General features: G+C 67.8%; 21 protein-coding genes. 3 read left to right on the forward strand and 18 right to left on the reverse strand.

Annotated features, from left to right (window positions below; all coding sequences use genetic code 11):
- Nucleotides 1-44: 44 nt before the first annotated feature.
- The 12 genes from PKE72_RS15235 to hemA all read right to left on the reverse strand — a co-directional run bounded on the left by PKE72_RS15235 (nucleotide 45) and on the right by hemA (nucleotide 10,671).
- A complete protein-coding gene (locus PKE72_RS15235) occupies nucleotides 45-2,192 on the reverse strand; it encodes a sodium-translocating pyrophosphatase (RefSeq protein ID WP_271166220.1) in 2,148 nt (715 codons plus the stop codon).
- A gap of 177 nt (nucleotides 2,193-2,369) precedes the next feature.
- Nucleotides 2,370-2,810: a hypothetical protein gene (locus PKE72_RS15240; protein WP_271166221.1), complete on the reverse strand. Its 441-nt coding sequence runs from the start codon at nucleotides 2,808-2,810 to the stop codon at nucleotides 2,370-2,372.
- Nucleotides 2,811-2,853: 43 nt separating this feature from the next.
- The gene (gene thiL / locus PKE72_RS15245) at nucleotides 2,854-3,843 is read right to left on the reverse strand and encodes a thiamine-phosphate kinase (RefSeq protein ID WP_271166222.1); all 990 of its coding nucleotides are present in this window, start codon (nucleotides 3,841-3,843) and stop codon (nucleotides 2,854-2,856) included.
- Nucleotides 3,843-4,367, reverse strand: a complete 525-nt coding sequence (gene nusB / locus PKE72_RS15250) for a transcription antitermination factor NusB (protein ID WP_271166223.1) — start codon at nucleotides 4,365-4,367, stop codon at nucleotides 3,843-3,845. Before nusB ends, thiL begins: the two co-directional genes overlap by 1 nt.
- The gene (gene ribH / locus PKE72_RS15255; protein ID WP_271166224.1) at nucleotides 4,364-4,825 is read right to left on the reverse strand and encodes a 6,7-dimethyl-8-ribityllumazine synthase; all 462 of its coding nucleotides are present in this window, start codon (nucleotides 4,823-4,825) and stop codon (nucleotides 4,364-4,366) included. The genes nusB and ribH overlap by 4 nt, the downstream gene beginning before the upstream one ends.
- A complete protein-coding gene (gene ribB, locus PKE72_RS15260; protein ID WP_271166225.1) occupies nucleotides 4,822-5,955 on the reverse strand; it encodes a 3,4-dihydroxy-2-butanone-4-phosphate synthase in 1,134 nt (377 codons plus the stop codon). The genes ribH and ribB overlap by 4 nt, the downstream gene beginning before the upstream one ends.
- Nucleotides 5,955-6,545: a riboflavin synthase gene (locus PKE72_RS15265; RefSeq protein ID WP_271166226.1), complete on the reverse strand. Its 591-nt coding sequence runs from the start codon at nucleotides 6,543-6,545 to the stop codon at nucleotides 5,955-5,957. Before PKE72_RS15265 ends, ribB begins: the two co-directional genes overlap by 1 nt.
- Nucleotides 6,546-6,605: 60 nt before the next feature.
- Nucleotides 6,606-7,226, reverse strand: a complete 621-nt coding sequence (locus PKE72_RS15270) for a RibD family protein (RefSeq protein WP_271166227.1) — start codon at nucleotides 7,224-7,226, stop codon at nucleotides 6,606-6,608.
- Nucleotides 7,226-7,708 carry a transcriptional regulator NrdR gene (gene nrdR / locus PKE72_RS15275; RefSeq protein ID WP_271166228.1) on the reverse strand — a complete coding sequence of 161 codons (483 nt, stop codon included), beginning with the start codon at nucleotides 7,706-7,708 and terminating at the stop codon, nucleotides 7,226-7,228. The genes PKE72_RS15270 and nrdR overlap by 1 nt, the downstream gene beginning before the upstream one ends.
- A gap of 8 nt (nucleotides 7,709-7,716) precedes the next feature.
- Nucleotides 7,717-9,000: a serine hydroxymethyltransferase gene (glyA, locus tag PKE72_RS15280; protein WP_271166229.1), complete on the reverse strand. Its 1,284-nt coding sequence runs from the start codon at nucleotides 8,998-9,000 to the stop codon at nucleotides 7,717-7,719.
- A 254-nt stretch (nucleotides 9,001-9,254) separates the two neighbouring features.
- Nucleotides 9,255-9,437 carry a DUF6898 family protein gene (locus PKE72_RS15285; RefSeq protein WP_271166230.1) on the reverse strand — a complete coding sequence of 61 codons (183 nt, stop codon included), beginning with the start codon at nucleotides 9,435-9,437 and terminating at the stop codon, nucleotides 9,255-9,257.
- Nucleotides 9,438-9,444: 7 nt separating this feature from the next.
- Nucleotides 9,445-10,671, reverse strand: a complete 1,227-nt coding sequence (gene hemA, locus PKE72_RS15290) for a 5-aminolevulinate synthase (protein WP_271166231.1) — start codon at nucleotides 10,669-10,671, stop codon at nucleotides 9,445-9,447.
- A 1,018-nt stretch (nucleotides 10,672-11,689) separates the two neighbouring features.
- Here hemA and PKE72_RS15295 point away from each other — a divergent pair.
- Nucleotides 11,690-13,429: a patatin-like phospholipase family protein gene (locus PKE72_RS15295; protein WP_271166232.1), complete on the forward strand. Its 1,740-nt coding sequence runs from the start codon at nucleotides 11,690-11,692 to the stop codon at nucleotides 13,427-13,429.
- Nucleotides 13,430-13,431: 2 nt separating this feature from the next.
- Here the strand turns inward: PKE72_RS15295 and PKE72_RS15300 are convergent, their stop codons facing one another.
- Nucleotides 13,432-15,237: an aminopeptidase P family protein gene (locus PKE72_RS15300; RefSeq protein WP_271166233.1), complete on the reverse strand. Its 1,806-nt coding sequence runs from the start codon at nucleotides 15,235-15,237 to the stop codon at nucleotides 13,432-13,434.
- A gap of 18 nt (nucleotides 15,238-15,255) precedes the next feature.
- Nucleotides 15,256-16,122: a 50S ribosomal protein L11 methyltransferase gene (locus tag PKE72_RS15305; protein WP_271166234.1), complete on the reverse strand. Its 867-nt coding sequence runs from the start codon at nucleotides 16,120-16,122 to the stop codon at nucleotides 15,256-15,258.
- A 187-nt stretch (nucleotides 16,123-16,309) separates the two neighbouring features.
- Here PKE72_RS15305 and PKE72_RS15310 point away from each other — a divergent pair, with 187 nt between their 5' ends.
- Nucleotides 16,310-16,879, forward strand: a complete 570-nt coding sequence (locus tag PKE72_RS15310; RefSeq protein WP_271166235.1) for a hypothetical protein — start codon at nucleotides 16,310-16,312, stop codon at nucleotides 16,877-16,879.
- Nucleotides 16,880-16,940: 61 nt separating this feature from the next.
- Here PKE72_RS15310 and PKE72_RS15315 read toward each other — a convergent pair whose 3' ends face one another.
- Nucleotides 16,941-17,837, reverse strand: coding sequence for a LysR family transcriptional regulator (locus PKE72_RS15315; RefSeq protein ID WP_271166236.1), 897 nt, complete (start codon nucleotides 17,835-17,837; stop codon nucleotides 16,941-16,943).
- Nucleotides 17,838-17,940: 103 nt separating this feature from the next.
- Between PKE72_RS15315 and PKE72_RS15320 the strand changes: the two genes are divergently transcribed.
- Nucleotides 17,941-19,110 carry an MFS transporter gene (locus PKE72_RS15320; RefSeq protein WP_271166237.1) on the forward strand — a complete coding sequence of 390 codons (1,170 nt, stop codon included), beginning with the start codon at nucleotides 17,941-17,943 and terminating at the stop codon, nucleotides 19,108-19,110.
- A 6-nt stretch (nucleotides 19,111-19,116) separates the two neighbouring features.
- Here PKE72_RS15320 and PKE72_RS15325 read toward each other — a convergent pair whose 3' ends face one another.
- The 3 genes from PKE72_RS15325 to PKE72_RS15335 are packed head-to-tail and all read right to left on the reverse strand — an operon-like array spanning nucleotide 19,117 to nucleotide 24,750.
- The gene (locus tag PKE72_RS15325) at nucleotides 19,117-22,503 is read right to left on the reverse strand and encodes an error-prone DNA polymerase (RefSeq protein WP_373878112.1); all 3,387 of its coding nucleotides are present in this window, start codon (nucleotides 22,501-22,503) and stop codon (nucleotides 19,117-19,119) included.
- The gene (locus PKE72_RS15330; protein ID WP_271166239.1) at nucleotides 22,476-24,032 is read right to left on the reverse strand and encodes a Y-family DNA polymerase; all 1,557 of its coding nucleotides are present in this window, start codon (nucleotides 24,030-24,032) and stop codon (nucleotides 22,476-22,478) included. Before PKE72_RS15330 ends, PKE72_RS15325 begins: the two co-directional genes overlap by 28 nt.
- Nucleotides 23,932-24,750, reverse strand: a complete 819-nt coding sequence (locus PKE72_RS15335; RefSeq protein ID WP_271166240.1) for an ImuA family protein — start codon at nucleotides 24,748-24,750, stop codon at nucleotides 23,932-23,934. The genes PKE72_RS15330 and PKE72_RS15335 overlap by 101 nt, the downstream gene beginning before the upstream one ends.
- Between the last annotated feature and the right edge of the window lie 177 nt (nucleotides 24,751-24,927).

The raw sequence follows: 24,927 nt of genomic DNA on the forward strand, positions 1-24,927 counted from the left end.
GAAAAACGCCCCGGAGATCGCTCTCCGGGGCGTCTTCGTATCGGCTAGCCGATATTTCCGCTCGCCAGCACCGCCAGCAGCAGCAGGGCGACGATATTGGTGATCTTGATCATCGGGTTCACCGCCGGACCGCTGGTGTCCTTGTAGGGATCGCCCACCGTATCCCCGGTCACGGCCGCCTTGTGGGCTTCGGAGCCCTTGCCGTGGACCACGCCGTTCTTGTCGGTGAAGCCTTCCTCGATCACCTTCTTGGCGTTGTCCCAGGCGCCGCCGCCCGAGGTCATCGAGATGGCGACGAACAGGCCGGTGACGATCACCCCCATCAGCATGGCGCCCAGCGAGGCGAAGGCGTTGGCCTTGTCCGAGATGGCCAGCACCGCAACGAACAGGACGATGGGCGACAGCACCGGCAGCAGCGACGGCACGATCATCTCGCGAATCGCCGCCTTGGTCAGGATATCGACCGCCCGGCCGTACTCCGGCTTGACCTGATAGGTCATGATGCCGGGGTTCTCGCGGAACTGACGCCGCACCTCGGCCACCACGGCCTCGGCCGCGCGCCCGACCGCCATCATCGACATGCCGCCGAACAGGAAGGGCAACAGCCCCCCGAACAGCAGGCCCACGACCACATAGGGATTGGTCAGGTCGAAGGCGATCGGCCCCATGTCGGCAAAGAAGGGATAGTCGGTCGGATTGGCCGAGAAATATTGCAGGTCCGACGTATAGGCCGCGAACAGCACAAGCGCCCCCAGGCCTGCCGAACCGATGGCGTAGCCCTTGGTCACGGCCTTGGTCGTATTACCCACCGCGTCCAGCGCATCGGTCGAATGCCGCACCTCGCTGGGCAGGCCCGCCATTTCGGCGATCCCCCCGGCGTTGTCCGTCACCGGGCCGAAGGCGTCCAGCGCCACGATCATCCCCGCCACGCCCAGCATGGTGGTGGTGGCGATGGCGATGCCGAACAGGCCCGCCAGCTGGAAGCTGGCCACGATGCCGACGATGATGGTCAGGGCGGGAAGCGCCGTGGCCTCCAGCGACACCGCCAGCCCCTGGATCACATTGGTGCCATGGCCCGAGACCGAGGCGTTGGCCACCGACTGCACCGGCCGGAAGTTCGACCCCGTGTAGTATTCCGTCACCACCACGATCGCCGCCGTCACCGCCAGCCCGACCATGCCGGACCAGAACAGGGCCATCGGCTGGATCGTCAGGCCGCTTCCGGTCACGATCGGCCCCGTCACCATCTGGTCGATCACCCACCAGACCGCGCCGATGGACAGGACGCCGGTGACGATCAGCCCCTGATACAGGGCGCCCATGATGTTCTGGCTCTTGCCCAGCCGCACGAAGAAGCTGCCGATGATCGAGGTCACGATACAGACCGCACAGATCGCCAGCGGCAGCACCATCAGGGTGCCGACATAGGGCTGGTCGCGGAAGAAGATGGCCGCCAGCACCATGGTCGCCACCGTCGTCACCGCATAGGTTTCGAACAGGTCGGCCGCCATCCCGGCGCAGTCGCCGACATTGTCGCCCACATTATCGGCGATGGTCGCGGCGTTCCGCGGATCGTCCTCAGGGATTCCGGCCTCGACCTTGCCCACCATGTCGCCGCCGACGTCGGCGCCCTTGGTGAAGATGCCGCCGCCCAGACGCGCGAAGATCGAGATCAGCGAGGCGCCGAAGCCCAGGGCCACCAGGCCGTCGATGACTTCACGCCCGACCGGGTCCAGCCCCAGGTGGTGCGTCAGCACGATATAATAGCCCGACACCCCGATCAGGGCCCCGCCCGCCACGAACATGCCGGTGATGGCCCCCGACCGGAAGGCCAGGTTCAGCCCCTTGGACAGGCTTTCAGAGGCCGCCTGCGCCGTGCGCACATTGGCCCGCACCGAAATCAGCATGCCGGCGTAACCTGCCGCGCCCGACAGGACGGCTCCGATCACGAAACCGACCGCCGCATAGACGCCGATCAGGAAATAGGCGGCGATCAGGATCACGATCCCGACCAGGCCGATGGTCAGATATTGCCGCTTCAGATAGGCCGAGGCGCCTTCCTGGATGGCGGCCGCGATCTCTCGCATCTTGTCGTTACCGGTGCTCGCCTTCATCAGCGCGGCGGTCTGAACGGCGCCGTACAGCACCGCCAGAACACCGGCCGCGAAGACCAGCGTAAGATAGATCGTCATTGGCGTTTCCATGCCCTTGCAACAAGCGCACGGGCCCTTGCGACGGGCGGGCGTTATCGCCTCTGTCCGACGACCGGTCCCCCCGAGCGCGGCGGACGCGTCAGTGCGTCCCTTGGGATTTGCAAGGGGAGCGTGTCATGGGCGCCGCGTTGACGCAACCGTGATCGATCAGGCGGCTCAGCGCGCCGCCGTCATGCCCGCCCGACGCCGGGGGGCCTGGTTCAGAATCTCGACCCGGGTCACCGATCCCCGACCGGAAATCGTGTTGGCGGCTGCGATCATCGCCGCCGACAATCGGCCTTCGTCCAGCCGGGTCCAGTCGCCGGGCACGGTGAAGGGGGTGCGGTGCGCCGCCTTGACCAGGGCGTCTCGGAAGAAGGCCTCCTTCAGCCGCATCTGCTCCAGCGTCTTGCCGCCGCCGATATGGAGCTTCAGCGACACGAAGACATAGTTGCGAACCCGCCCGTCCGCGATCACCGGCAGGCCCAGACCGGGCAGGCCCAGGGCCGGCGCCGCCTCGGGCGTCTTGCCGCCCGATGACGCTTCGGTCGGGCTTGCGGCTGCAGCGGCGCCGGCCAGGGCGAGCGTCGCGGTGGTGATCAGGGTTCTACGATCCATGGCCGCCAGCTTAGCCGCGCGCGGTTAGGATTGTGTTTCCGCCTCAGTCGTGGGTCCAGCCGCCCTGTTTCATCGGCACGACCCGCCCCCCGTAGCGAACGGTTACTCCGGCGCCGTCGGTCACGGCTCCAATCTTCGTCAAGCGTGTGAAACGGCGTTCGGCCTCGCGGCGAAGCGTCTCCTCATGACGAGGATGGGCTGTAAAGACGATCTGATAATCATCCCCGCCGGCCGCCAGGATCGACAGGGCCGCCTGGGCGTCGACCCGGTTGTCGAGCCAGGCCTGGGCCGCGGCGGACAGGGGCAGCACCGCCAGGTTCAGCTCGACCCCTGCCCCGCTGGCCTTGGCGATATGGGCGACATCGGCCGCCAATCCGTCCGATACGTCCGCCGCCGCTGTCGCCAGTTCACGCACCACCTTGGCGAAATCCAGCTGGGGCGCCGGCGTGCGATAATGGGTGATCAGGGCCTCCAGACGCTCCGGCGCCAGCGACAGCTCGCCCCGCGCCGCCCTCAGACCCAGCAATCCGTCGCCGATGGTCCCGGTCACGAACACCAGATCCCCGACCTGGGCCCCGCCCCGCGACACCGTCTCCCCCTCGGGAACCCAGCCCAGGGCGGTCAGGGAAAACACCGCCGGCCCCGGCGTCTTCACCGTATCCCCGCCGATCAGGAAGACGCCGAACCGCGCCTGATCCTCGGCCAGACCCGCCGCAAAGGCCTCGCGTTCGGGCCAGCCGCACCGCTCGGACCAGCAGCAGGCCATCAGATAGCCGAACGGCTCGGCCCCCTTGGCCGCCAGATCCGACAGGTTCACCCGCAGCAGCTTCTTGGCCACCGTGTCCAGCGGATCGTCGGGCAGGAAATGCACCCCCTCGACGATGGCGTCCTTGGTCAGGACCAGGTCATAGCCGGGCCGCGACGGCAGCACCGCCACATCATCGGCCAGCCCCCTGCCCCATTCGGGATGGGCCAGGGGCCGCAGCAGCCTCTCGATCGTCTCGAACTCGCCCGCGACGTCGAGCGCCGGCATTATTTGCGCGTGTCTCTGGACACCCCGTCCAGCGCCGCATTGACGAAGCGCGCCTCGGAATCGTCGAAGAAGGCCTTGGCCAGTTCGACATATTCGTCGATCACCACTTCGCGCGGCGTCTCCGGATGTTTGATCAGTTCCCAGGCCCCGCAGCGCAGCAGGGCGCGCAGGGTGGCGTCGATCCGCTCCAGCTTCCAGTTGGACGCCAGGCGCGCCTTGACGGCGGCGTCGATGTCCCGCTGGCTCTCGATCACGCCGCGCACGATGTCGGCGAAATAGGCCTCGTCGGCTTCGGCCAGGGCCTCGCCCTCGATATCCGTGTCGAAGCGGAAGTTGGCGAATTCGGTGATCACCGTCTCCACGCCCTCGCCCGCCAGCTCCATCTGATAGAGGGCTTGCACGGCCGCCAGCCGCGACACGGTGCGCGCACGCCGCTGTTTGGAGCTCAGATGGGGCTCGGCCCGCTGCTTCTCGGCCTCGGCCAGTTGTTCGAGGACGGCTTTGACGCTGTTCGGTTCAGTCATGCGCCGAGGCCTAGCCGCAACCGCTTCTTCAATGCAATGAGCTCGAGGCAGGCTTTCGCCGCTCCGCCGCCCTTATCCCCTTCGGAAAGCCGCGCGCGCGCCCAGGCCTGGTCCTCGTCCTCGGTGGTCAGGATGCCGTTGCCGATGATGAAACCCTTGACGCCCAGGGCCATCAGGCCGGCCGCCGACTGGTCCGAAACGATCTCGAAATGATAGGTCTCGCCGCGAATGACACAGCCCAGGGCGACATAGCCGTCGTAACGGGGCGCGGTCGGGAAACGCCCGGCCTCCTCGGCCAGGGCGATGACGGCCGGGATCTCCAGTGCGCCCGGCACGGTCACGACGTCGAACTCGGCGCCGCGCGCCTTCAACGTCTCCTTGGCGCCCTCCAGCAGGGCGTCGGCCAGTTCATCGTAGAAGCGCGCCTCGACGATCAGAATACGGGGGGCCTCAGTCACGCCTTGTCTTCTCCATCCATGTCGCGCCAGCCGACGATGCGCAGGCCATAGCCCTCAAGCGCCGTCGGTTCGGGTCGCGTCGAACTCATCACGATCATGTCCTTGACGCCCAGGTCCAGCAGGATCTGCGCCCCGACGCCATAGGCCCGAAGCGACCGGTCCACCGCCGCCGGCTTGTCCACGCCCGCCAGCCGCTCCGCCAGCGAGTTCAGCGACGGGTCGCGCAGGAAGACGACCACGCCCGGGCCGTCATGGTCGGTGATCTGTTTCAGCGCCTTGGGCACATAGTCCTGGCGCGTCTCGACATGGCCCAGCAGGTCGCAGGCGAAGTCCACCTGGTGCATCCGCACCAGGGTCGGCTTGGACGGGTCGATCTTGCCGTGGACCAGGGCGACGTGTTCCGCGCCCTCGATGGTGTTCCGGTACAGCATCAGGCGGAATGGCCCGCCGTGGACGCTCTCGAACGGCGTATCCATGACCCGCTCGACGAACCGCTCGGTGCGGCGGCGATAGGCGATCAGGTCGGCGATGGTGCCGATCTTCAGCCCGTGCAGCTGGGCGAAGGCGACCAGATCCGGCATCCGCGCCATCTCGCCGTCGTCCTTGATGATCTCGCAGATTACCCCGGCCGGCGTCAGGCCCGCCATCCGGCTGATGTCCACCGCCGCCTCGGTATGGCCGGCGCGCACCAGAACCCCGCCGTCGCGCGCCACCAGGGGGAAGATGTGGCCGGGCGAGACGATGTCGTCCATGCCCTTTGACGCATCGGTCGCCACATGGATGGTGCGCGAGCGATCCGCCGCCGAAATGCCTGTGGTCACGCCCTCCTTCGCCTCGATCGAGACGGTGAAGGCGGTCTTCATGCTCTCGCGGTTTTCCGCCGCCATCGGCGGCAGGCGCAGCTGGTTCGCCCGGTCGGCCGTAATCGCCAGGCACACCAGGCCCCGCGCCTGGCGGATCATGAAGTTTATCTGCTCGGGGGTGGCGAACTGGGCGGGGATGATGATGTCCCCCTCGTTCTCGCGATCCTCGGCGTCCACCAGGATGTAGGGACGACCGTTTCGGGCGTCCTCCAGGATGTCCTCGATGGGACTGATCGGGCTGTCATTCATGTTTGCGGCCAGTTGCATCACGCCGTCTCCTGCCACCGCGCGAGGTATCGCGCCAGCATGTCGATCTCGAGATTGACCGGATCGCCGACCTTCAGGCGGCCCAGGGTCGTCACATCCCACGTATGCGGGATGATATTTAACGAAAACACCCGCCCCTCGACGCTGTTCACCGTCAGGGACACCCCATCGACCGTGATCGAGCCCTTGGCGGCGATATAGCGGTGCAGGGGCGCCGGCGCCTCGACCTCGACCCGGTGCGAGCCGCCCTCCGGGGTGATCGACACGACCCGGCCCAGGCCGTCGACATGGCCCGAGACCACATGGCCGCCCATCTCGTCACCCAGCTTGGCGGCCCGCTCCAGATTGATCCCGTCGCCGGCCTTCCACCCGCCAAGGGTGGTCTTGGACAGGGTCTCGTTCGACACCTCGACCGCGAACCAGTCGGCGCCCTTCTCCGTCACCGTCAGGCAGCAACCCGCGTGGCTGATCGAGGCGCCCAGGTCTATCCCGGACACGTCCCAGGCGGTCTGGATCTCATAGCGGCGATCCCGCTCGGTCTCGCGGACGTCGCGAACGCGCCCGATGTCGGTGACGATTCCGGTGAACATTTCGGCGCTGGCCCCTTCCGGACCCGAAAACACAGTCTGAAATCAACAGAAACGGCGGCGTCAGAAACGCGCGTAACGTTCCCACAGGTCGTCTCCGACGGGCTCGACGCCCAGGCGACGGAACTTGGGGGCGTCAGCCAGCTTTGCAAGAGCCAGGGCCGCCACACAGGGCCGCCCCTCGCCGCCCAGCAGGATCGGCGCCCGGAACCACTCCAGCCGGTCCACCGCCCCCGCTCTCAGGAAGGCGGCCGCGACCTGCCCCCCGCCCTCGATCAGCACCGACTCGACCCCCGCCGTCTTCAGCGCCTTCAGCACCGCCGGGATCGCCGGACGCCCGTCCTCGGCCTCGACCTGTCGCACCTGAGCCGAGCCGACCGCACGCGCTTCGACCGCCGTCAGGATCAGGGTGTTTTCGCCCGCCAGTTTCGCCGTCCCCGGCGTCCTCAGCCGGCTGTCCAGCACCACCCGCAGCGGCTGATCCACGCTCCGCCCCGGCAGGCGCGCCGTCAGTTCAGGATCGTCCTTCAGCACCGTCTCGACGCCCACCAGTATGGCGTCATGGCCGGCGCGCAGCCGATGGCCTTCCAGCCGCGCCGCCTCGCCGGTGATCCACCGGCTCTCGCCGTCAGCCGTCGCGATCCGCCCGTCCAGCGACGTGGCCAGCTTCAGGGTGACGCGCATCAGTCCTTGCCAAAGTCCTTGCCGGAGGGCTCGTCAAAGCCTTCGTCGCCCAGGAATTTGGCGAAATCGCCGGTCGCGCGGAAGTCCTTGTAGACCGAGGCGTAGCGAACATAGGCCACCTCATCCACGCCCTTCAGCGCCTTCATGATGAAGTCCCCGACCGTGCTCGACGGCACCTCGGTCTCGCCCAGGCTCTCCAGCTGGCGCACGATCCGGTTGACCATCTGCTCGATCTGTTCGGGCTGGACCGGCCGTTTGCGCAGGGCCACGCCCAGCGACCGCTCCAACTTGTCGCGCTCGAACGGCGTGCGCCGCCCGTTGCGCTTCAGGATGACCAGCTCGCGCAGTTGCACCCGCTCGAAGGTGGTGAAACGCCCGTTGCAGTTCGGACAGGACCGACGGCGTCGGATGGCCGAGCCGTCGTCCGACGGCCGGCTGTCCTTAACCTGGGTGTCCTGATGACCGCAGAAGGGGCACTTCATCGGTCAGCTCATCCGTAGATGGGGAAGCGGTTCGTCAGCTCCCGCACCTGGGCCGCCACGCCGGCGGTCACGGCCGGATCGGCTTCGTCGCCGCCGTTCATCGACGAGACGACGTCAGCGATCCAGTGACCGATCTGCTTGAACTCGTCCTCGCCGAAGCCGCGCGTGGTCCCCGCCGGCGTACCCAGGCGAACGCCCGAGGTGACGGTGAAGGGCGCGGTGTCGAACGGCACGCCGTTCTTGTTGCAGGTCATCAGCGCCTTCTCGAGCTCGTGCTCGGTCGCCTTGCCGGTCACGCCCTTGGGCCGCAGATCGACCAGGGCCAGGTGGCTGTCGGTGCCGCCCGAGACGATGGCCAGGCCGCGCTCGACCAGGACGCCGGCCAGGGCCTGGGCGTTCTTGACCACTTGCTGCGCATACAGCTTGAACTCCGGCTGCAACGCCTCGCCGAAGGCCACGGCCTTGGCCGCGATCACATGTTCCAGCGGCCCGCCCTGCAGGCCAGGGAAGACGGCCGAATTGATCTTCTTGCCCAGATCCGCATCGTTGGACAGGATCATGCCGCCGCGCGGTCCGCGCAGGGTCTTGTGCGTCGTCGTGGTCACGACATGGGCGTGCGGGATCGGATCGGGATAGGCGCCCCCGGCGACCAGGCCGGCATAGTGGGCCATGTCCACCATCAGATAGGCCCCGACGCTATCGGCGATCTCGCGGAACCGCTTGAAGTCGATGTGGCGGCTATAGGCCGAGGCGCCGGCCAGGATCAGCTTGGGCTTCTCGCGCTCGGCCATCTCCGCGACGTGGTCATAGTCGATCAGATGGGTGTCTTCGCGGACCTTATAGGTCACGGGCCGGAACCACTTGCCCGACTGGTTCGCCGGCGACCCGTGCGTCAGGTGCCCGCCGCAGGCCAGATCCATGCCCAGGAAGGTGTCGCCGGGTTGAAGCAGGGTGAAGAAGACCGCCTGGTTGGCCTGAGCGCCCGAGTGGGGCTGGACGTTGGCGAAGGCCGCGCCGAATAGTTTCTTCGCCCGTTCGCGCGCCAGATCCTCGGTCACATCGACGAATTCGCAGCCGCCGTAATAGCGACGACCGGGATAGCCCTCGGCGTATTTGTTCGTCAGGACCGAGCCCTGCGCATCCAGCACCGCCTGGGAGACGATGTTCTCGGACGCGATCAGCTCGATCTGCTCCTTCTGCCGCCCCATCTCGCCCTGAATGGCCTTGAAGACGTCCGGATCGGCGTCGGCCAGGGTCTTGGTGAAATAGGCGTCATGGGTGAAGGCGGTCACGTCGGAATCCCCGCGTCTGAGAAGGCCGCCTATCTAGTCCGCACCGGACCGAACCACAATATCTTGTGTCTGCCACCTTCTTTCGTCATTCCGGGCGAAGCGCAGCGGAGACCCGGAACCCAGCGGCGCGCGAGAGCGCGAACCTGTCGCGGACTCGCTGTCTGAAAATTGTGCGGCGTACAGATTTCGCCTTCGGCGCCGCTGGGTTCCGGGTCTTCGGGCCAAGCGGCCCTTCGCCCGGAATGACGAAAGATCTAAAGCCCCAAAGCCCGCCTCAGCTTCGCGATCGCCACCCGCTCCACCGCCTTGGGCTCGTTGACCGGCCCCATGGCGCTGACCTCGCGCCCGGTGGCCACATGGATGGCCGAGCATTTGATATAAGGCCCGTTGCGCACGGTCTCGACGATCACCTCGCCGAGGTCGTCGTCGGCCGCCACGCCTGCCTCAGGCCGCCACCGACCGGCGCGCCACATTGCAGTGGGCGAACAGCCGGTCCATCGCCAGGACCAGATGATCCATCATCTCATCTGTATGGTTCGGCGACGGCGTGAAGCGCAACCGCTCGGTCCCCTTGGGCACGGTCGGATAGTTGATCGGCTGAACATAGACGCCGTACTCGTCCAGCAGCATGTCCGAGATCATCTTGCAGTGGACCGGATTGCCGACATGCACCGGCACGATATGGCTCTCGCTGTCCATGACCGGGATCCCGGCGGCGGCGAACCGCGCCTTCAGGGTCGCCGCGCGTTCCTGATGCTGCACACGCAGCTCCGGATGGGCCTTCAGATGCCGTACCGAGGCCAGGGCCCCCGCCGTCAGCGCCGGCGGCAGCGACGTCGTGAAGATGAAGCCCGCGGCCCAGCTGCGCACCGCGTCGATGATCACGGCGTCGGCCGCGATATAGCCGCCCATGACCCCGATGGCCTTGCCCAGGGTGCATTCGATGATGTCGATCTGGTCCAGCAGGCCGTCGCGCTCGGCCACGCCGGCGCCGGTCTCGCCATACAGGCCGACCGCATGGACCTCGTCCAGATAGGTCAGGGCGCCGTACTTCTTGGCCAGGGCCACGGTCCCGGCCAGGTCGGCGATGTCGCCGTCCATCGAATAGACGCTCTCGAAGGCGACCAGCTTGGGCGCTCCGGCCGGGGCGGCGGCCAGCAGGGCCTCCAGATGGGCCAGGTCATTGTGCTTGAAGATATGACGCTCGCCGCCCCCGTGCCGAATGCCGGCGATCATCGAGGCGTGGTTCAGCGCGTCGGAGAAGGTGATCAGGCCCGGCAGGATCTTCTGCAGCGTCGACAGGGTCGCCTCGTTGCCGACATAGCCCGAGGTGAACAGCAGCGCCGCCTCCTTCTGGTGCCAATCGGCCAGTTCGGTTTCCAGATCGACCGCCGACCGCGTCGTGCCCGAGATATTGCGCGTGCCGCCGGCGCCGGCGCCCACCGCCTCGATCTCGTCCTGCATGGCCTTCAGCACGTCCGCGTGCTGGCCCATGCCGAGGTAGTCGTTGGAGCACCAGATCACGACATCCTGTTCGGTCCCGTCCTCGCGGCGACGCACCGCCTGCGGAAACTGACCGCGCACCCGCTTCAGATCGGCGAAGACACGATACCGGCCTTCGCTGCGCACCTGCTCCACCGAGCGTTCAAAGGCGGCCTTATAGTCGAACACGATATTCGTTCTTTCGCTTATGGCGATGTCTGTCCGTTCTTTGCGCCGGACGCCGCCGCTTGTCCATGCGCCCCATGTCGTCAAAACGCCCCAAGCCCTTCATTGATAACGACTCTCAGGAACCTGCCGTGCAAAGCGGGGAGGAAACAGACCGACCACCTCGTCTCCTCCCCACGCAGTGGGGAGGAGGATCGACGCGCAGCGGCGAGACGGAGGGGCTCTTTGACGCCGCACCGCGCACAATGACGTCGCCTCCATATTCACCTCCCCACTCGCGTGCGGAGAGGTGACGCCAGCCCCCCTTCTTTCGTCATTCCGGGCGCAGCGCAGCGGAGACCCGGAATCCAGCGGCGCGCGTGAGCGCGAACCTGTCGCGAACTCGCTGCTCGAAATCTTGCGGCGGACCCATTTCGCCTTCGGCGCCGCTGGGTTCCGGGTCTGCGGGCCAAGCGGCCCTTCGCCCGGAATGACGAAAGGAAAAAGAGGCCAGCGCGCACAATGACGCTGCCTCCCCCTCAACGATTTCAACGCCCTAACAGAATTTCACCCTCCTCTTCTAACCACCCCGCAAACCTCCCGCATAATCCTCTCATCCCCGCCGATGGGGAGGGCGTCGGATCCAGCGCCCTGACGGCGGCGGGGCTGTGGTCGAGCGATGAAGCCGGCGGGAAGGAGACCGCCGGGGTCCTTAGGGGCGGCGATGGATGCCGCCTCCTGCTCGCCGCACGCTTCGGAAAGCGGACCGCTGTCGATTTTCAATCGGCAGGTCCGCCCCGGCGAAGCCGTCGCAAGGCGGCCCGCCGATCCGGCAAGGCTCGAAGACGAGGGCCGCCAGCCGGAGCGCGTGTGGAAAACGACCGCGTGGGACGACGACTGCGCCGAAACGGTACTTAAAACTTCAAACCCCGGGTGCAGACCCGGCGTCCCACGCCCTCCCCAACTTCGCCCCGGACTCGGCAAGTCCGCCGCGAAGCCGCAGCCAATTCACCCGCAACGGAATCTCACCTACAACCATCCCATGGCTCCGCTTCGTCCCGACACCCTGGCCTCCGCACTGTCGCGGATCTTCGAAGGGCCGATGATCGATCGCGCCAGCTGGTTTGCCCTGACGGGCGGCGAGCGGCTGTTCGCGGCGGGGGATCCGTCCGACACCCTCTATCTGGTCCGGTCGGGCCGATTGGGCGTCTTCCATGCCGAACCGAATCAGCCGCCCCGGCTTCTGGGAGTGGTCCGACCCGGCGAGCCGGTCGGCGAAATGGCCATGCTGGCCGGCACCGCCCACACGGCCGACGTCGTCGCCCTGCGCGACACCGAAATCCTGGCCCTGCCGCGCGACGCCTTTTTCGAGGCCGCCCGGTCCGCACCGGACCTGATGGTCGAACTGTCGCGGCTGATGATCCACCGCGCCCGCGAGCGCGCAGGCGGCGCCGCCGAACCCAGCGTCTTCGGCTTCGTCTCGGCCCGGCCGCGCCCGATCCGCGCCTTCGTCGACCGCATCGCCGCGGCGATTCAGGCCATGGGCTTCACCTGCCGGGTCATCGACCAGTCGGCCCTGACCTCGGCCGCCGAATGGTTCAGCCGGGTCGAGGACGATCACGACTATGTCCTCTATGTCGCCGAACTGGACCAGCCGGCCTGGGCCGAGCTGTGCGCCCGCCAGGTGGACCGGCTGTTCATCGTCGGCAGCGGGCTTCTGGCCCCGCCGTCCAACCTGCCGCGCCGGATGGGATTCGGCGACGACCGGCGCCTGACCGACCTGATCCTGCTGCGCGATCCGCGCATGAACCAGCCGGCCAACACCCGCGTCTGGCTGGACGCGCTGCAACCCGACCGATGGTTCCACTGCGTCGCGGGAGTCGAGGCCGACACCGCCCGCATGGCCCGGGTCATCACCGGCACGGCGGTCGGCCTGGTCCTGTCGGGCGGCGGCGCCCGCGCCTATTGCCACATGGGGGCGATCAAGGCGCTGGAAGAGGCCAAGGTCCCCATCGACTTCGTCGGCGGCGCCTCCATGGGGGCGGTCGTGGCCGCCGGCCCGGCCCTGGGCTGGTCGTTCGAGCGACTGGATTACGAGATCCGCCGCGCCTTCGTCGAATCCGATCCCCTATCGGACCTGGCCTTCCCCATCATCGCCATGTCGCGCGCCCGCAAGGTGGCCCGCCTGCTGGAGCAGGCCTATGGCGACATGGATCTGGCCGATCTCTGCCTGCCCTTCTTCGCCGTCTCCTCCAACCTGACCTCGGGCCGGATCGAGGTCCATCGCACCGGCCTGATGCGCCGGGCCATGCGCGCCTCCATCGCCATTCCCGGCGTCCTTCCGCCCGTGGTCATCGACGGTCAGGTGCTGGTGGACGGCGCCGTGCTGAAGAATTTCCCGACCAGCGTGATGCGACAGCTGAACAGCGGCCCCATCATCGGCGTGGACATGTCCCAGACCCGCGGCGTCGATCCGGCGGCGCTGGAAAACCCGCCCTCCTGGTGGAAATGGGTGCTGTCGGGCGCCTGGAAGGCCGGACCGCCCATCGTCTCCATCCTCATGCGCTCAGCCACCATCACCACCGACGCTGAGATGGAACAGTCTCGCGCCGCCGCCGACATCCTGGTCCTGCCCCGGATCGGCGGGACCGACATCCGCGACTGGAAGGCCTATGACGAGCCGGTCGCCGCCGGCTACGAGGCGACCCGGGCCGCCCTGGCGGACCTGACCGTCCCCGTCACCCACCTGCGGCGCCGTCCGACCCGCGCCATCGAGCCATGAGGTCAGAGCGGGGCGCAGACCCGCTCCAGCCAGGCCCGAACCTCGCCCTCGACCAGGGACCCGACCTTGGCCAGGGTCGCGGCGTGATAGGCGTCGACATAGGCCCGCTCGGCCGGGGTCAGAAGGTCGACGTCGATCAGCTTGCGGTCGATCGGCGCAAAGGTCAGCTGTTCGAACCCGTGCATCGGCCGCTCGCCGCCCTCGGGAACCACGGCCGGCGTCACCACCTGCAGGGTCTCGATGCGGATGCCCCAATGGCCCTCGCGGTAATAGCCGGGCTCGTTGGACAGGATCATCCCCTCCAGCAGCGGCTGGGCCGTACCCCATTTGGCGATCCGTTGCGGCCCCTCGTGAACCCCCAGATAGGAGCCCACGCCGTGGCCCGTCCCATGGTCATAATCCAGCCCCGCCGCCCACATCGGCGCCCGGGCGATGGCGTCCAGCGCCATGCCGCTGGTCCCCGCCGGGAAGCGGATGGTCGCCATGGCGATATGGGCTTTCAGCACCAGGGTGAACTTGTGACGCTGGTCCGCCGTCGGCTCCCCCACCGCCATGGTGCGGGTCACATCGGTCGTCCCGTCCAGATACTGGCCGCCGCCGTCCACCAGCAGCAGCGAGCCGTTTTCGATCCGGCGGATCGTGGCGCCGACCGGCTTGTAATGCGGCAGGGCGCCGTTCGGCCCGGCCCCGGCGATGGTGTCGAAGCTCAAATCCTTCAGCGCCCCGGTCGCCTCGCGGAACCGCTCCAGCGTCTCCACCACCTCGCGCTCGTCCGGCAGGGTCTGCTGCGCCGTCGTATCGACCCAGTGCAGGAAGTTGGCCAGGGCCGCGCCGTCACGGATATGGGCCCGGCGGCTGCCCTCGATCTCGACCGCATTCTTGGTCGCGCGAGGCAGGGCGCAGGGGTCCGCCGCCCGCACCACCGTCGCCCCGGCCTGCTCCAGCCGGTCGAAATACCAGGCGGACGACAGGGCCGGATCGATCATCACCTTCTTGCCCGCCAGACCGTCCAGCGCCTCGGCCAGCCGTTCCGGCGCCTCAAGCTGGACGTCGTCGCCCAGCCAGGCCGGCAGCGCATTCGTCACCTTGGCCCCGTCCAGGAACAGCCGCGCCTTGCCGTCGGCCTCCAGCACGGCCTGACCGATCGGCAGGGGCGAACGGATCACGTCGCCGCCGCGCACATTGAACAGCCAGGCGATGGACATGGGCGCGGTCAGAACCACGGCGTCGGCGCCGGCGTCCGCCACGGCCTGACCGATCCGCGCCCGCTTCGCCGCATGGCTTTCGCCGGAATAGACATCCTCGTGCGGCGTGACCGGCGCGGTCGGCTGGGCTGGACGATCCTCGCCCCAGGCCTGGTCCAGCGGATTGACCGCGACCGGCTTCAGCTCGGCCCCCGCCTTCTGCGCCGCCGCCTTCAGGGCGACCAGGGCGTCCGGGCTGTGCAGCTTCGGATCATAGCCGATCACCTGACCCGCGCTCGCCGTCTCCAGATAGGCGGCGACGTCATTCAGGTCTCGCCGCTCGAACAGGGCCGGGTCGGTCTGGGCCTTGACCTGGACCGTATAGCGACCGTCGGTGAACATGCTGGCGCGGTCCTGGAACACCACCGCCGCCCCGGCCGAACCGGTGAAGCCGGTGGCCCAGGCCAGCCGCTCATTGGCGTCGGGCAGATATTCGTTCTGGTGCTCGTCCTCGTGCGGGATCAGGAAGCCGTCCAGCCCCTGCTTGGCCATCTCGGCGCGCAGCAGCGGCAGGTGCTTGGCCCCGAAGGACGGATCGGTGGTCTCATCAAAGGTCTGGCGCATGATCTCGTCTCTCGTTCCTCAGCCCATCCGCCGCAGGACCAGGGCGCTCCAGGCGTCGTGATGGATCCGCTTCTCCAGCCGGAATCCACGCGACGTATAGGCCGCCGTCACCCGGCGCTCCTGGGTCCGCAGCAGGCCCGACAGGATGGCGACCCCGCCCAGGCTCAGCGCCATCTTGATGTCCTGCGACAGGGCCACCAGCGGCGGGGCCAGGATATTGGCGAAGACCAGGTCATAGGGGCCGTGCTTCCTCACCCGCTGATCGTTCAGGCCCGAGGCGTGGACGAAGCTGGCGTGGGCCTGGTTCAGGGCGGCGTTCTCGTTGGCGATCCGCACCGAAGGGGCGTCGATGTCGGTGCCGACCGCGATCCGGCTGCCGGTCCGCGCCGCCGCGATGGCCAGGACGCCCGTGCCGCAGCCGACGTCCAGCACCCGCTCGAACCGCTCGCGCTTCAGCAGATCGTCGAAGGCCTCCAGACAGCCGACCGTCGTGCCGTGGTGGCCGGTGCCGAAGGCGGCGCCGGCGTCGATCTTCAGATTGACGGCGTTGGGCGGAACCCGTCCCTCATCATGCGCCCCATAGACGAAGAAACGCCCGGCCCGCACCGGCGGCAGGCCCGACAACGACATGGCCAGCCAGTCGGCGTCGGCCAGCTTTTCGACCGTGACGGTGACCGGATAGTCGGCCAGGGTCGCTTTCAGCCCCTCGACCTCTTCGGCCGTGGTCGGAAAGGCGTCGATACGCCAGATGTTGCGATCCTCGTCCTCCTCCAGAATGGAATAGGTCGCGCCCTCCAGCGTGGGATCGGCGTCGATGGCGGCGGCGGCGGCCTCTGCGTTTTCGCGCGGACCCCGTGCGATTATCTGAACTGCGGACTCGGACATTTTTCAAACACCGCTAAGATGGCGAATCATTGCGATCCGGCGCTTCGTCTTCCCGACGCCGCCGGGCTTTTTAACTAACCGAGGGGTCGGGGAATACATGGCCAAGTCACCGTCTACGTCTAAAACTGCGTCGCCGAAGCCGGCGACCGCCGCTTCCAAGCCTAAAGCCGCGCCGAAGTCGAGCGCTGTGAAGCCTGTCGCCGAGAAAACCGTCGCACCTAAGGCGACCAAGCCCGCCGCTGCAAAGCCTGCGCCCAAGGCCGTCGCCAAGACCACGGCCGCCAAGCCCGCCGCGAAAGCCGCAGCCGCGAAGGTCGCTGCGCCCAAGGCTGCTCCCAAGGCTGCAGTCGCCAAGGCCGCCGCTCCGAAGACCGCCGCGCCCAAGGCGGCCGCCAAGCCCAAGGCCGCGCCTGCCGCCAAGGCCGCGCCGGTGAAAGCCGCCGCTCCGAAGACCGCGCCGGCCAAGGCGTCCAAGCCCGCCGCTGCAAAGCCCGCGCCCAAAACCGCAGCCAAGCCTGCGGCCGCCAAGCCCGCCGCCAAAGCTGTGGCTGCGCCCAAGGCGGCTCCCGCCGTCGTCGCAGCGCCGACGCCCGCTCCGGTCGCTGCGCCTGTCGCTGCGGCTCCGGCGCCCAAGCCCGCCGAAGCCCCCAAACCGGCCGCCAAGCCCGCGCCCACGCCGGCTCCCGCTCCCGCTCCCAAGGCGGAAGAAAAGAGCTTCTTCGCCAAGCTGGGCGACATGATCTTCGGCAAGCGCTGATTTCGGATCGCTCTCGAGACTGAAGCTCGCCGGACGGGTCCGCCCGTCCGGCGATTTCTTTCTATCTCAGCCGTTCCACCAGGAAATCGACGAAGACCCTCACCCGAGCCGGCATATTGGCGCCGCCCACAAAGACGGCGTGGATCGGCTCGCGATCACCAGGATTGAAGGCTTCCAGCAGCGGGACAAGCCGCCCCATTTCGATGGCGTCCGCCACGCTGAAATTGCCCACTCGCGTCACCCCCACCCCGGCCAGCGCCAACTGCGTCAGCGTCTCGCCATTGTTGGCTTCGATCGGTCCCTTCACCGTCAGCGCGTAATCCCGCCCGTCGCGCCGGAACGGCCAGACCGGCTCGGCTCGGCGGAAATTGAAGTTCAGACAATCGTGCGCGTGCAGATCCTCCGGAACCTGCGGCGCGCCCCGTCGCGCCAAATACTCCGGCGAGGCGACAATGGTCCGCCCCGTCTCGCCGAGTCGCCGCGCCGTCAGCGGACTGTCGGCCAGCGGTCCGAACCGGATGGCGACATCGGCCTGCCCCGCCGCCACATCGACCACGACATCGGTCAGATTGAAGTCGATCAATATATGCGGATACAGGCGGGCGAACTCGCCCAGCAGCGGCACGACGCGCTGGCGGCCGTGGGCCAGAGACGCGCTGACCCTGACCCGTCCGCGCGGCGCCCCCTGGTCGGCGATCACCCGCTCGGCGTCGTCCAGATCGGCCAGGATCCGACGCGCCGCCGCCAGATAGGTCTGTCCCTCCGCCGTCAGCGTCAGCACCCGCGTGGTCCGCAGCATCAGCCGCACGCCCAGCCGCGCCTCGATCCGGTCGATGGTCCGGCTAACCGCTGACGGCGTCAGATCCAGCGTCCGCCCCGCCGCCGAGAAACTGCCGCTCTGCGCCACGGCGGCGAACACTTCCATCTCTCTCGCGCGGTCCACGCCGGTCGTCTGCATCTATGCGTCCAGATCAAAAATCTTTGGCCTGAAGCCTGCCTAACGCTCGTGCGGACCGCCGTCCATCTGTGCGCCTGGACAAGGACATCGCCGAAGGACAACCATGAAACTCAATCCTCCCCTGCTCGCCCTTGCAGCCGGCGCCTTCGGTATCGGAGTCACCGAGTTCGCCCCGATGGGCCTGCTCCCCGTCATCGCCACCGATCTTGGCGTCTCCATTCCTACGGCCGGCCTGCTGATCAGCGCCTATGCCCTGGGCGTCATGCTGGGCGCGCCGCTGATGACCCTGACCACCGGCCGCGTGCCGCGCCGGACACTGCTGATCGGTCTCGCCGCCATCTTCACCCTCGGCAACCTGCTGTCTGCGATTTCGACCGACTACACGATGCTTCTGATCGCGCGGGTCATCACCTCGTTGAACCACGGGGCCTTCTTCGGCGTCGGCTCGATCGTCGCCGCAAGCCTGGTGGCGCCGAACCGTCAGGCGGGCGCCGTCGCCGCCATGTTCATGGGCCTGACCATCGCCAATGTCGTCGGCGTGCCCCTGGCGACCTGGGCCGGAGACGCCCTGGGATGGCGCGCCAGCTTCTGGGGCATCGCCGCCATCGGCGTAGGGGTCATGGCCGCCCTGCGCCTGACCCTGCCCAACCTGCCCGCCCCGGCCGGCGGGAACATCGCCGCCGAGCTGCGTGTCCTGGGTCGCGGTCCTGTCCTGGCGGCCCTGGCCCTGACGGTGATCGGCTCGAGCGCCATGTTCACCGTCTTCACCTATATCGCCCCGATCCTGCGCGAGCAGACCCAGGCTTCGCTCGGCTTCATTACCGCGATGCTCGTTACCTATGGCCTGGGCCTGACACTGGGCAACTGGTTGGGCGGCAAGTTCGCGGACAGGTCGGTGGACCGGACCTTGATCGTGACCCTGGCCTCGCTGTCCGCCATCTTGGTCGCCTTCGCTGTCGCCATGCCGTTCGCGGTCCCGACCTCCATCCTGGTCTTCCTGTGGGGGATCGCCAGCTTCGCTCTGGTGCCGCCGCTCCAGGTGCGGGTCATGGCAGCCGCCGGCGATGCGCCCAACCTGGCCTCAGCCATGAACATCGGCGCCTTCAATCTCGGCAACGCCATCGGCGCAGCCGTGGGCGGGGCGGTCATCGCCGGCGGCCTGGGCTATCCCGCCGTGTCCCTGGCCGGGGCCGTCGCTTCGGGACTGGGCTTGCTGCTGGTCCTGTTCATGACGCGTAAGCGGACGCCAGCGACATCGCCTGTCGCCTGCTGACGTCCGTCAGTGAAAGTCGCGCGACCCCGGGAGAATGCGGACGTCGCGCGGATGCCGGCCGGTCGGGCTGCGTGGGCCTTGCGGATATTTCACCGCATCCGCTCGCGACAGCTCGACCTCAAGGTCATAGTCCTCGGACAGTCGCCCCAGTTCGGCAGAACGGTCGATGACCCGCCGCGCCATGACGTGCAGCACGCCTTCGACGCTCTTCTCGACCGTGCCCTCCACCTCCATCAGCCGGGCGGCCATGACCTCTCGCCTGAAGGTCTCGAACAGCCGCGCCCATAATAGGATGTTCACCACCCCGGTCTCGTCCTCCAGGGTCACGAAGATGGCGTTGCCCGTGCCGGGCCTCTGGCGCACCAGCACCACCCCCGCCGTCTTCACCAACGCCCCGTGCCGCTTGGCCTCGACAGCCTCCGCGCTCAGCACCCGCTCGGCGTCGAACATCGGCCGCAGGATCTGCATCGGATGCCCTTTCAGCGACAGGCGCGTCGTCTGATAATCGGTGGCGATATGCTCCTTCAGCGGCATCAGCGGCAGGTTCGCCGCCGCCTCGACGCCCAACTCTCTAGCGCGCGCCGCCTGGAACAGCGGCAGGGGTTCATCGTCCGGCAACCGCCGCACCGCCCACAGCCCTTCGCGCCGATCCAGACCGAGAGAGCGAAAGGCGTCTGCATCCGCCAGCTTTCGCATCGCCGCCGCCTCCAGCCCCGTCCGCCGCGCCATCTCCTCCACGTCGGTGAAGGGGCCGTCGCGTGTCGCGACGATCCTGTCCGCCCAGGCCTGTTTGAACCCGTCGATCTGACGCAGTCCCAGCCGCAAAGCCGGATACTCCCGGCCCCGAGCCGTCGGCTCCAGACTATTGTCCCAAAGGCTGTGGTTCACGTCGATCGCCCGCACCTCGACCTTCTGCGGGCTCTCCTGCGCATCCCGCACCAGCTGCGCCGGCGCATAGAATCCCATCGGCTGGCTGTTCAGCAGCGCACAGGCGAACACCGCCGGATGATGGCATTTGATCCAGGACGAGATGTAGACCAGCTTGGCGAAAGAAACGGCGTGGCTCTCTGGAAAGCCGTAGGAGCCGAAGCCCTTGATCTGTTCGAAACAACGCTGGGCGAACCCAGCATCATAGCCGCGCTCGATCATGCGACCGACCATGCGCTCTTCGTATTTCCATAAGGTCCCATCGCCTCGAAACGTCCCCATGGCCTTACGCAGGCCGTTGGCTTCGGCCGAGGTGAACTCGGCCGCCACCATTGCAACCTTCATCGCCTGCTCCTGAAACAGGGGCACGCCGAGGGTCTTTTCGAGGACCTTCTTCAGTTCGTCCGGATCGTGTTCTGGTCCGGGTTTGGCGTAATCGGGCTCCTCCAGCCCCTGTCGCCGTCGCAGATAGGGATGCACCATGTCGCCCTGGATCGGTCCCGGTCGGACGATCGCCACCTGAATGGCCAGATCGTAGAAGGTCGCGGGCTTCAGCCTGGGCAGCATGTTGATCTGCGCCCGGCTTTCCACCTGGAAGACGCCGATGGACCGGCCTTGCTGCAGCATCTCGTAAACCGCCGCGTCCTTGTCCGGAACCGTGTCCAGTTGGAGGTCCGCCCCCCCGTGCAACCGCATCAGGTCGAACGCCTTGGCGATGCAGGTCAGCATCCCCAGCGCCAGGATATCAACCTTCATCAGCCCCAGGGCGTCGATATCGTCCTTGTCCCATTCGATGAAGGTGCGGTCGGGCATGGCCGCATTGCCGATGGGGACGACCTCATCCAGCCGGTCCTGGGTCAGGACAAAGCCCCCGACATGCTGTGACAGGTGGCGCGGAAAACCCAGCAACCGTCGTGTCATCGCGACGGCCCGCTCGATCTGGGGATTGGCGGCTTCAAGTCCGGCCTGGGCGACATGGCGCTCGGTCATGTCGCTGCCGAAACTACCCCACTGACTGCTGGCCAGCCGCGCCGTCACGTCCTCGGTCAGACCCAGGACCTTGCCGACTTCGCGGATGGCGCTGCGCGGCCGGTAACGAATGACAGTCGCCGCTATGCCCGCCCGATGGCGGCCGTAACGGCCATAGATGTGCTGGATGATCTCCTCACGTCGATCATGCTCGAAGTCCACGTCGATATCCGGCGGTTCGTTGCGGTCGGCCGACAGGAACCGTTCGAACAGCAGATCGTGCTGGCTGGGATCCACCGAGGTGATCCCAAGCACATAACAGACGGCCGAGTTCGCCGCCGATCCCCGCCCCTGGCACAGAATGCCCTTGTCGTTCGCAACCTGGACGATGTCGTGAATGGTCAGGAAATAGGGCGCCAAGTCGCGCTCCCTGATGTAGGCGAGTTCCTTGTCGAGGTCAGTGCGCACCTTCTGCGGCACGCCCTGCGGATATTTCTGGTCCAGGTTTCTCTCGACCAGATGCCTCAGCCAGTCTTGGGGCGACCAACCCGGCGGGATCGGCTCTTCAGGATAATTGTAGCGAATATGCTCTAGGTCGAACCCCACCCGCTCCAGGACATCCTGTGTTTCCGCCACCGCCGCAGGCGCATCGGCGAACAGACGCGCCATTTCGTGTGACGGCTTCAGGCGGCGTTCGGCGTTCTCCTCCAACCGTCGCCCTGCGGTCTCCAGCGTCACGCCTTCGCGAATACAGGTCAGAACATCCTGGAGGTCGCGCTGTCCGGCGTCATGATACAGCACGTCATTGACCGCCAGCAGGCTCGCCCCTGTCCGCTCCGCCATCGCTTTCAAGCGCGTCAGTCGTCGCCGGTCGTCGCCCGACCGGGTCATGGCCGCGGCCAGCCAAACCGCGCCCGGCGCCGCCTCGGTCACACGCGCCAGCACGGCCTCCACGCCCTCCAGCCGACGCGGCGGCATGACGATCAGCAGCAATCCCTCGGGTGAGGCGCACAGGTCGCGCAGGCCGATCTCACACTGGCCCTTCCTCGCCCGACTGTTGCCCAGCGTCAGCAGACGACACAGGCGCGCCCAGCCCTGGCGATCCTCAGGATAGGCCAGGATGTCCGGCGTGCCGTCATTGAACCGCAGCCGGGCGCCGAGGACCAGCTTGAACGCCTGGGCGCGCTGCCTGACCAGGTCGCAAAGAGCCGGATCATTCATCGGATCCTCGACCCAGCCGATCTCGCCGGGACTGCCGCCTTCTCGCACCTTATCGGGCGGCGACAGCCCTTCCTCCCTCAACGCCTTAAGCGCGCTCCAGGCCCGAACCACCCCCGCCAGACTGTTGCGGTCCGCCAGTCCCATTCCCGTGTGACCCAGCAGGATCGCAGCGAGAACCAGTTCCTTCGGATGCGACGCCCCCTCCAGAAAGGAGAAATTGCTGCGCGTCGCCAACTCGGCATAGGCGGTCACGCGAAGACCCCGTGCACAAACCAGCGCGGGGCCGGCTCCTCGCCGTAGAAGCCGGAGCGGAACAGCCAGAAGCGCCGCCCCTCCTGGTCCTCGACGCGGTAATAGTCGCGCGTAGGCTCCAGCGGTCCCCGCAGCCTGCGCCACCATTCAGGGGCGATGCGTTCGGGGCCTTCGACCCGGACCAGGCGGTGATCGACCCGCCGCCAGATGAAGCGGTTCGGAGGATGGTCGGGCACCTCCGCCGTGGCCAGGATCGGCTGGGGCGGGTCGAACATCTGCAAGGGACGCAGCGGCGGATCGACGGGGTCTGGTTCGGGCCATTCGCCGTCCTCGCCGGGCGGCAGGGCGGCGGGGGTCAGGCGAACCGTGCGTTCCGGCCAGTGCGAGGCCACAGGCTCGAACCGGCTCACGGCCTCGGGGCCCAGCCGCGCGGTCAGCCGGTCGACCAACCGGCCCAGGTCTTCGGCGCCCGGCGGGGTGCGGTCGAAGCCGCGCTGGCGCGAGGCCAGACGGTCGGCGACCGGCACGGACAGGCGCAACTGATCGAATCCAAAACCCGGGTCCAGCGGCCGCGCCAGACTGGCCAGCCGTTCACGGAACAACCGCAGCACGGCCGGGGCGTCGCGTGTCGGACGGCCCGTACGCACGGAGATATGGCGCACCTCCCCGTCCAGGCGGAAGAACCCGACCTGAAAGGCCCGCCCGCCCTGGCCGCGCAGGTCCAGTCGGTCCATGGCCTCGCTCAGCAGGTCGCCGAGCACCGCCTCGACCTCGGTCGTCTCAGTGATCGGTTCGACCAGGATGCGGTCGACCGAAACCAGCGGAACCGGCCGTTCGGGACGGATGCGGGCGTCCTCGCGCCCCAGCACCCGGTTCAGCCGCGTCGCCGCCGCCGCGCCGAACCGGGCGGCGATCGGCGCGGTGGGACGGTCGGCCAGATGCGCCAGAGTCTTCAATCCCGCTCGGGACAGGGCCTGTGTCTCCTTTTCCGACAGCTCCAGCGCCGCGACCGGAAGGCGGCGCAGGGCCTGGCTCTGGCCCTCGCCCTCATGGATTCCGCCGCGCCCGAACCGGGCCAGGGCGCGCGCCGCCTCGGGCGTGCCCGCCAAGGCCAGACGAACCGCCAGACCGACGCCGCTCGCCCGCGCCGCGACCGCCCGGACCAGCCCTTCTTCGCCGCCGAACAGATGGGCGCATCCGGTCACGTCCAGCGCCAGCCCGTCCAGCCCGTCGGTCGCCGCCATCGGGGTGAAGCGGCCGAAATCCAGCAGCACCCGCTGCAACAAGGCGGCGTCCGCCTCGGGTCGATGCGCAACCACCCGGATGTCCGGCGCCCGCGCCCGTGCGTCGGCCAGGGTCATGCCCGGCGACAGACCCAGGGCCAAGGCCGAAGCATCCCCGGCCGCCAGCCGCAACGCCCCCTTGAGCTTCTCGACCAGAACGGTGGCGGGCTCAGCCGTAGCGGCGGACCGCCCCTCCTCCCGCCGCAGCCGATCCGTCGGCAGCAGGGGAAACCAGACCGCCAGGTAGCGTCGGTCGTTTCGACTGTTCATGTCCGGCATTCTGCCCGCCTTGTTCGAAGACTCCGCGCTCACGATCCCACTCCATGATCCAGGTCCTCGGCTGAGCGCCCAGCCGATGCCGCAACAGTTCGACCGCATAGGTCGGATGGCCGGGAGCCTCCGCCTCCAGCGCCCGTGACAAGCCCCCCCTGACCCGCCACCGGGTCTCGGCCGCGCTGGGCTGGGGCTGGGCCGCCAGTCGGGTCAGCACGGCCGTCGCCCGCCCTTGCCCCGCCGCCATCGACAGGCGGCGCGTCGCGGTCAGGCTCAGCGCCTTGCTCTCGCCCCAGGCCGTCAGCAGCACCGCCCCAACGGCCCCGCAGGACAGGGCCTCCTCGCCCGCCGCCAGCAGGTCCTTCATCTCCTTGACCCGCACCAGCACCAGTCGACCGGGATCCAACCCCAGTTCGCGCAGGCCAGGCCCATGAATCTGCCCCGTCTCCAGCCCCGCCATGGCCTGGACGCCCCAGACCACGGGCCGGTCGCCGCCCGCCCGGCGCACCAGACCCAGGGCGAACCCTAGGGCCGCCGTCGCATCGGGGGTGGTCGCGGCATAGACCTCGTGCAGGCCATGGGTCGCCAGCCCGCCCAGATGCCGGTCCGCCGCCGAATGCCCCAGGTCGAAGCGCGCGTCATCGACCGGATGGCCGTCGGCCTCCAGAGCTTTCAGATGTTCGCGCAGGGCTTCGATCTTAGGGCTCGAACCCAAAATAGTTCTCCTTTTGTTCTCACATATGCCTCCTCATCACCTCAGCGAGTCAAGCGGACTCCCAGCCTGGCCATGGGAATTTATTCCGCGACAGCCGGTCCAACGAAATATCGAGAATACTTGACTTTCACGCAGGGACTTCTATATCGCCCCCAGCCTCGGGACAGGTCTGCGATC

This window comes from Brevundimonas intermedia, from assembly GCF_027922165.1.
Taxonomy (GTDB): Bacteria; Pseudomonadota; Alphaproteobacteria; order Caulobacterales; family Caulobacteraceae; genus Brevundimonas; species Brevundimonas intermedia.

Bases quoted from the DNA above. Each gene is read 5' to 3' on its own strand.
- PKE72_RS15235 (WP_271166220.1), bottom strand. From the start codon at position 2,192: ATGACGATCTATCTTACGCTGGTCTTCGCGGCCGGTGTTCTGGCGGTG.
- PKE72_RS15240 (WP_271166221.1), bottom strand. From the start codon at position 2,810: ATGGATCGTAGAACCCTGATCACCACCGCGACGCTCGCCCTGGCCGGC.
- thiL (WP_271166222.1), bottom strand. From the start codon at position 3,843: ATGCCGGCGCTCGACGTCGCGGGCGAGTTCGAGACGATCGAGAGGCTG.
- nusB (WP_271166223.1), bottom strand. From the start codon at position 4,367: ATGACTGAACCGAACAGCGTCAAAGCCGTCCTCGAACAACTGGCCGAG.
- ribB (WP_271166225.1), bottom strand. From the start codon at position 5,955: ATGCAACTGGCCGCAAACATGAATGACAGCCCGATCAGTCCCATCGAG.
- PKE72_RS15265 (WP_271166226.1), bottom strand. From the start codon at position 6,545: ATGTTCACCGGAATCGTCACCGACATCGGGCGCGTTCGCGACGTCCGC.
- PKE72_RS15270 (WP_271166227.1), bottom strand. From the start codon at position 7,226: ATGCGCGTCACCCTGAAGCTGGCCACGTCGCTGGACGGGCGGATCGCG.
- nrdR (WP_271166228.1), bottom strand. From the start codon at position 7,708: ATGAAGTGCCCCTTCTGCGGTCATCAGGACACCCAGGTTAAGGACAGC.
- PKE72_RS15295 (WP_271166232.1), top strand. From the start codon at position 11,690: ATGGCTCCGCTTCGTCCCGACACCCTGGCCTCCGCACTGTCGCGGATC.
- PKE72_RS15300 (WP_271166233.1), bottom strand. From the start codon at position 15,237: ATGCGCCAGACCTTTGATGAGACCACCGATCCGTCCTTCGGGGCCAAG.
- PKE72_RS15305 (WP_271166234.1), bottom strand. From the start codon at position 16,122: ATGTCCGAGTCCGCAGTTCAGATAATCGCACGGGGTCCGCGCGAAAAC.
- PKE72_RS15315 (WP_271166236.1), bottom strand. From the start codon at position 17,837: ATGCAGACGACCGGCGTGGACCGCGCGAGAGAGATGGAAGTGTTCGCC.
- PKE72_RS15320 (WP_271166237.1), top strand. From the start codon at position 17,941: ATGAAACTCAATCCTCCCCTGCTCGCCCTTGCAGCCGGCGCCTTCGGT.
- PKE72_RS15330 (WP_271166239.1), bottom strand. From the start codon at position 24,032: ATGAACAGTCGAAACGACCGACGCTACCTGGCGGTCTGGTTTCCCCTG.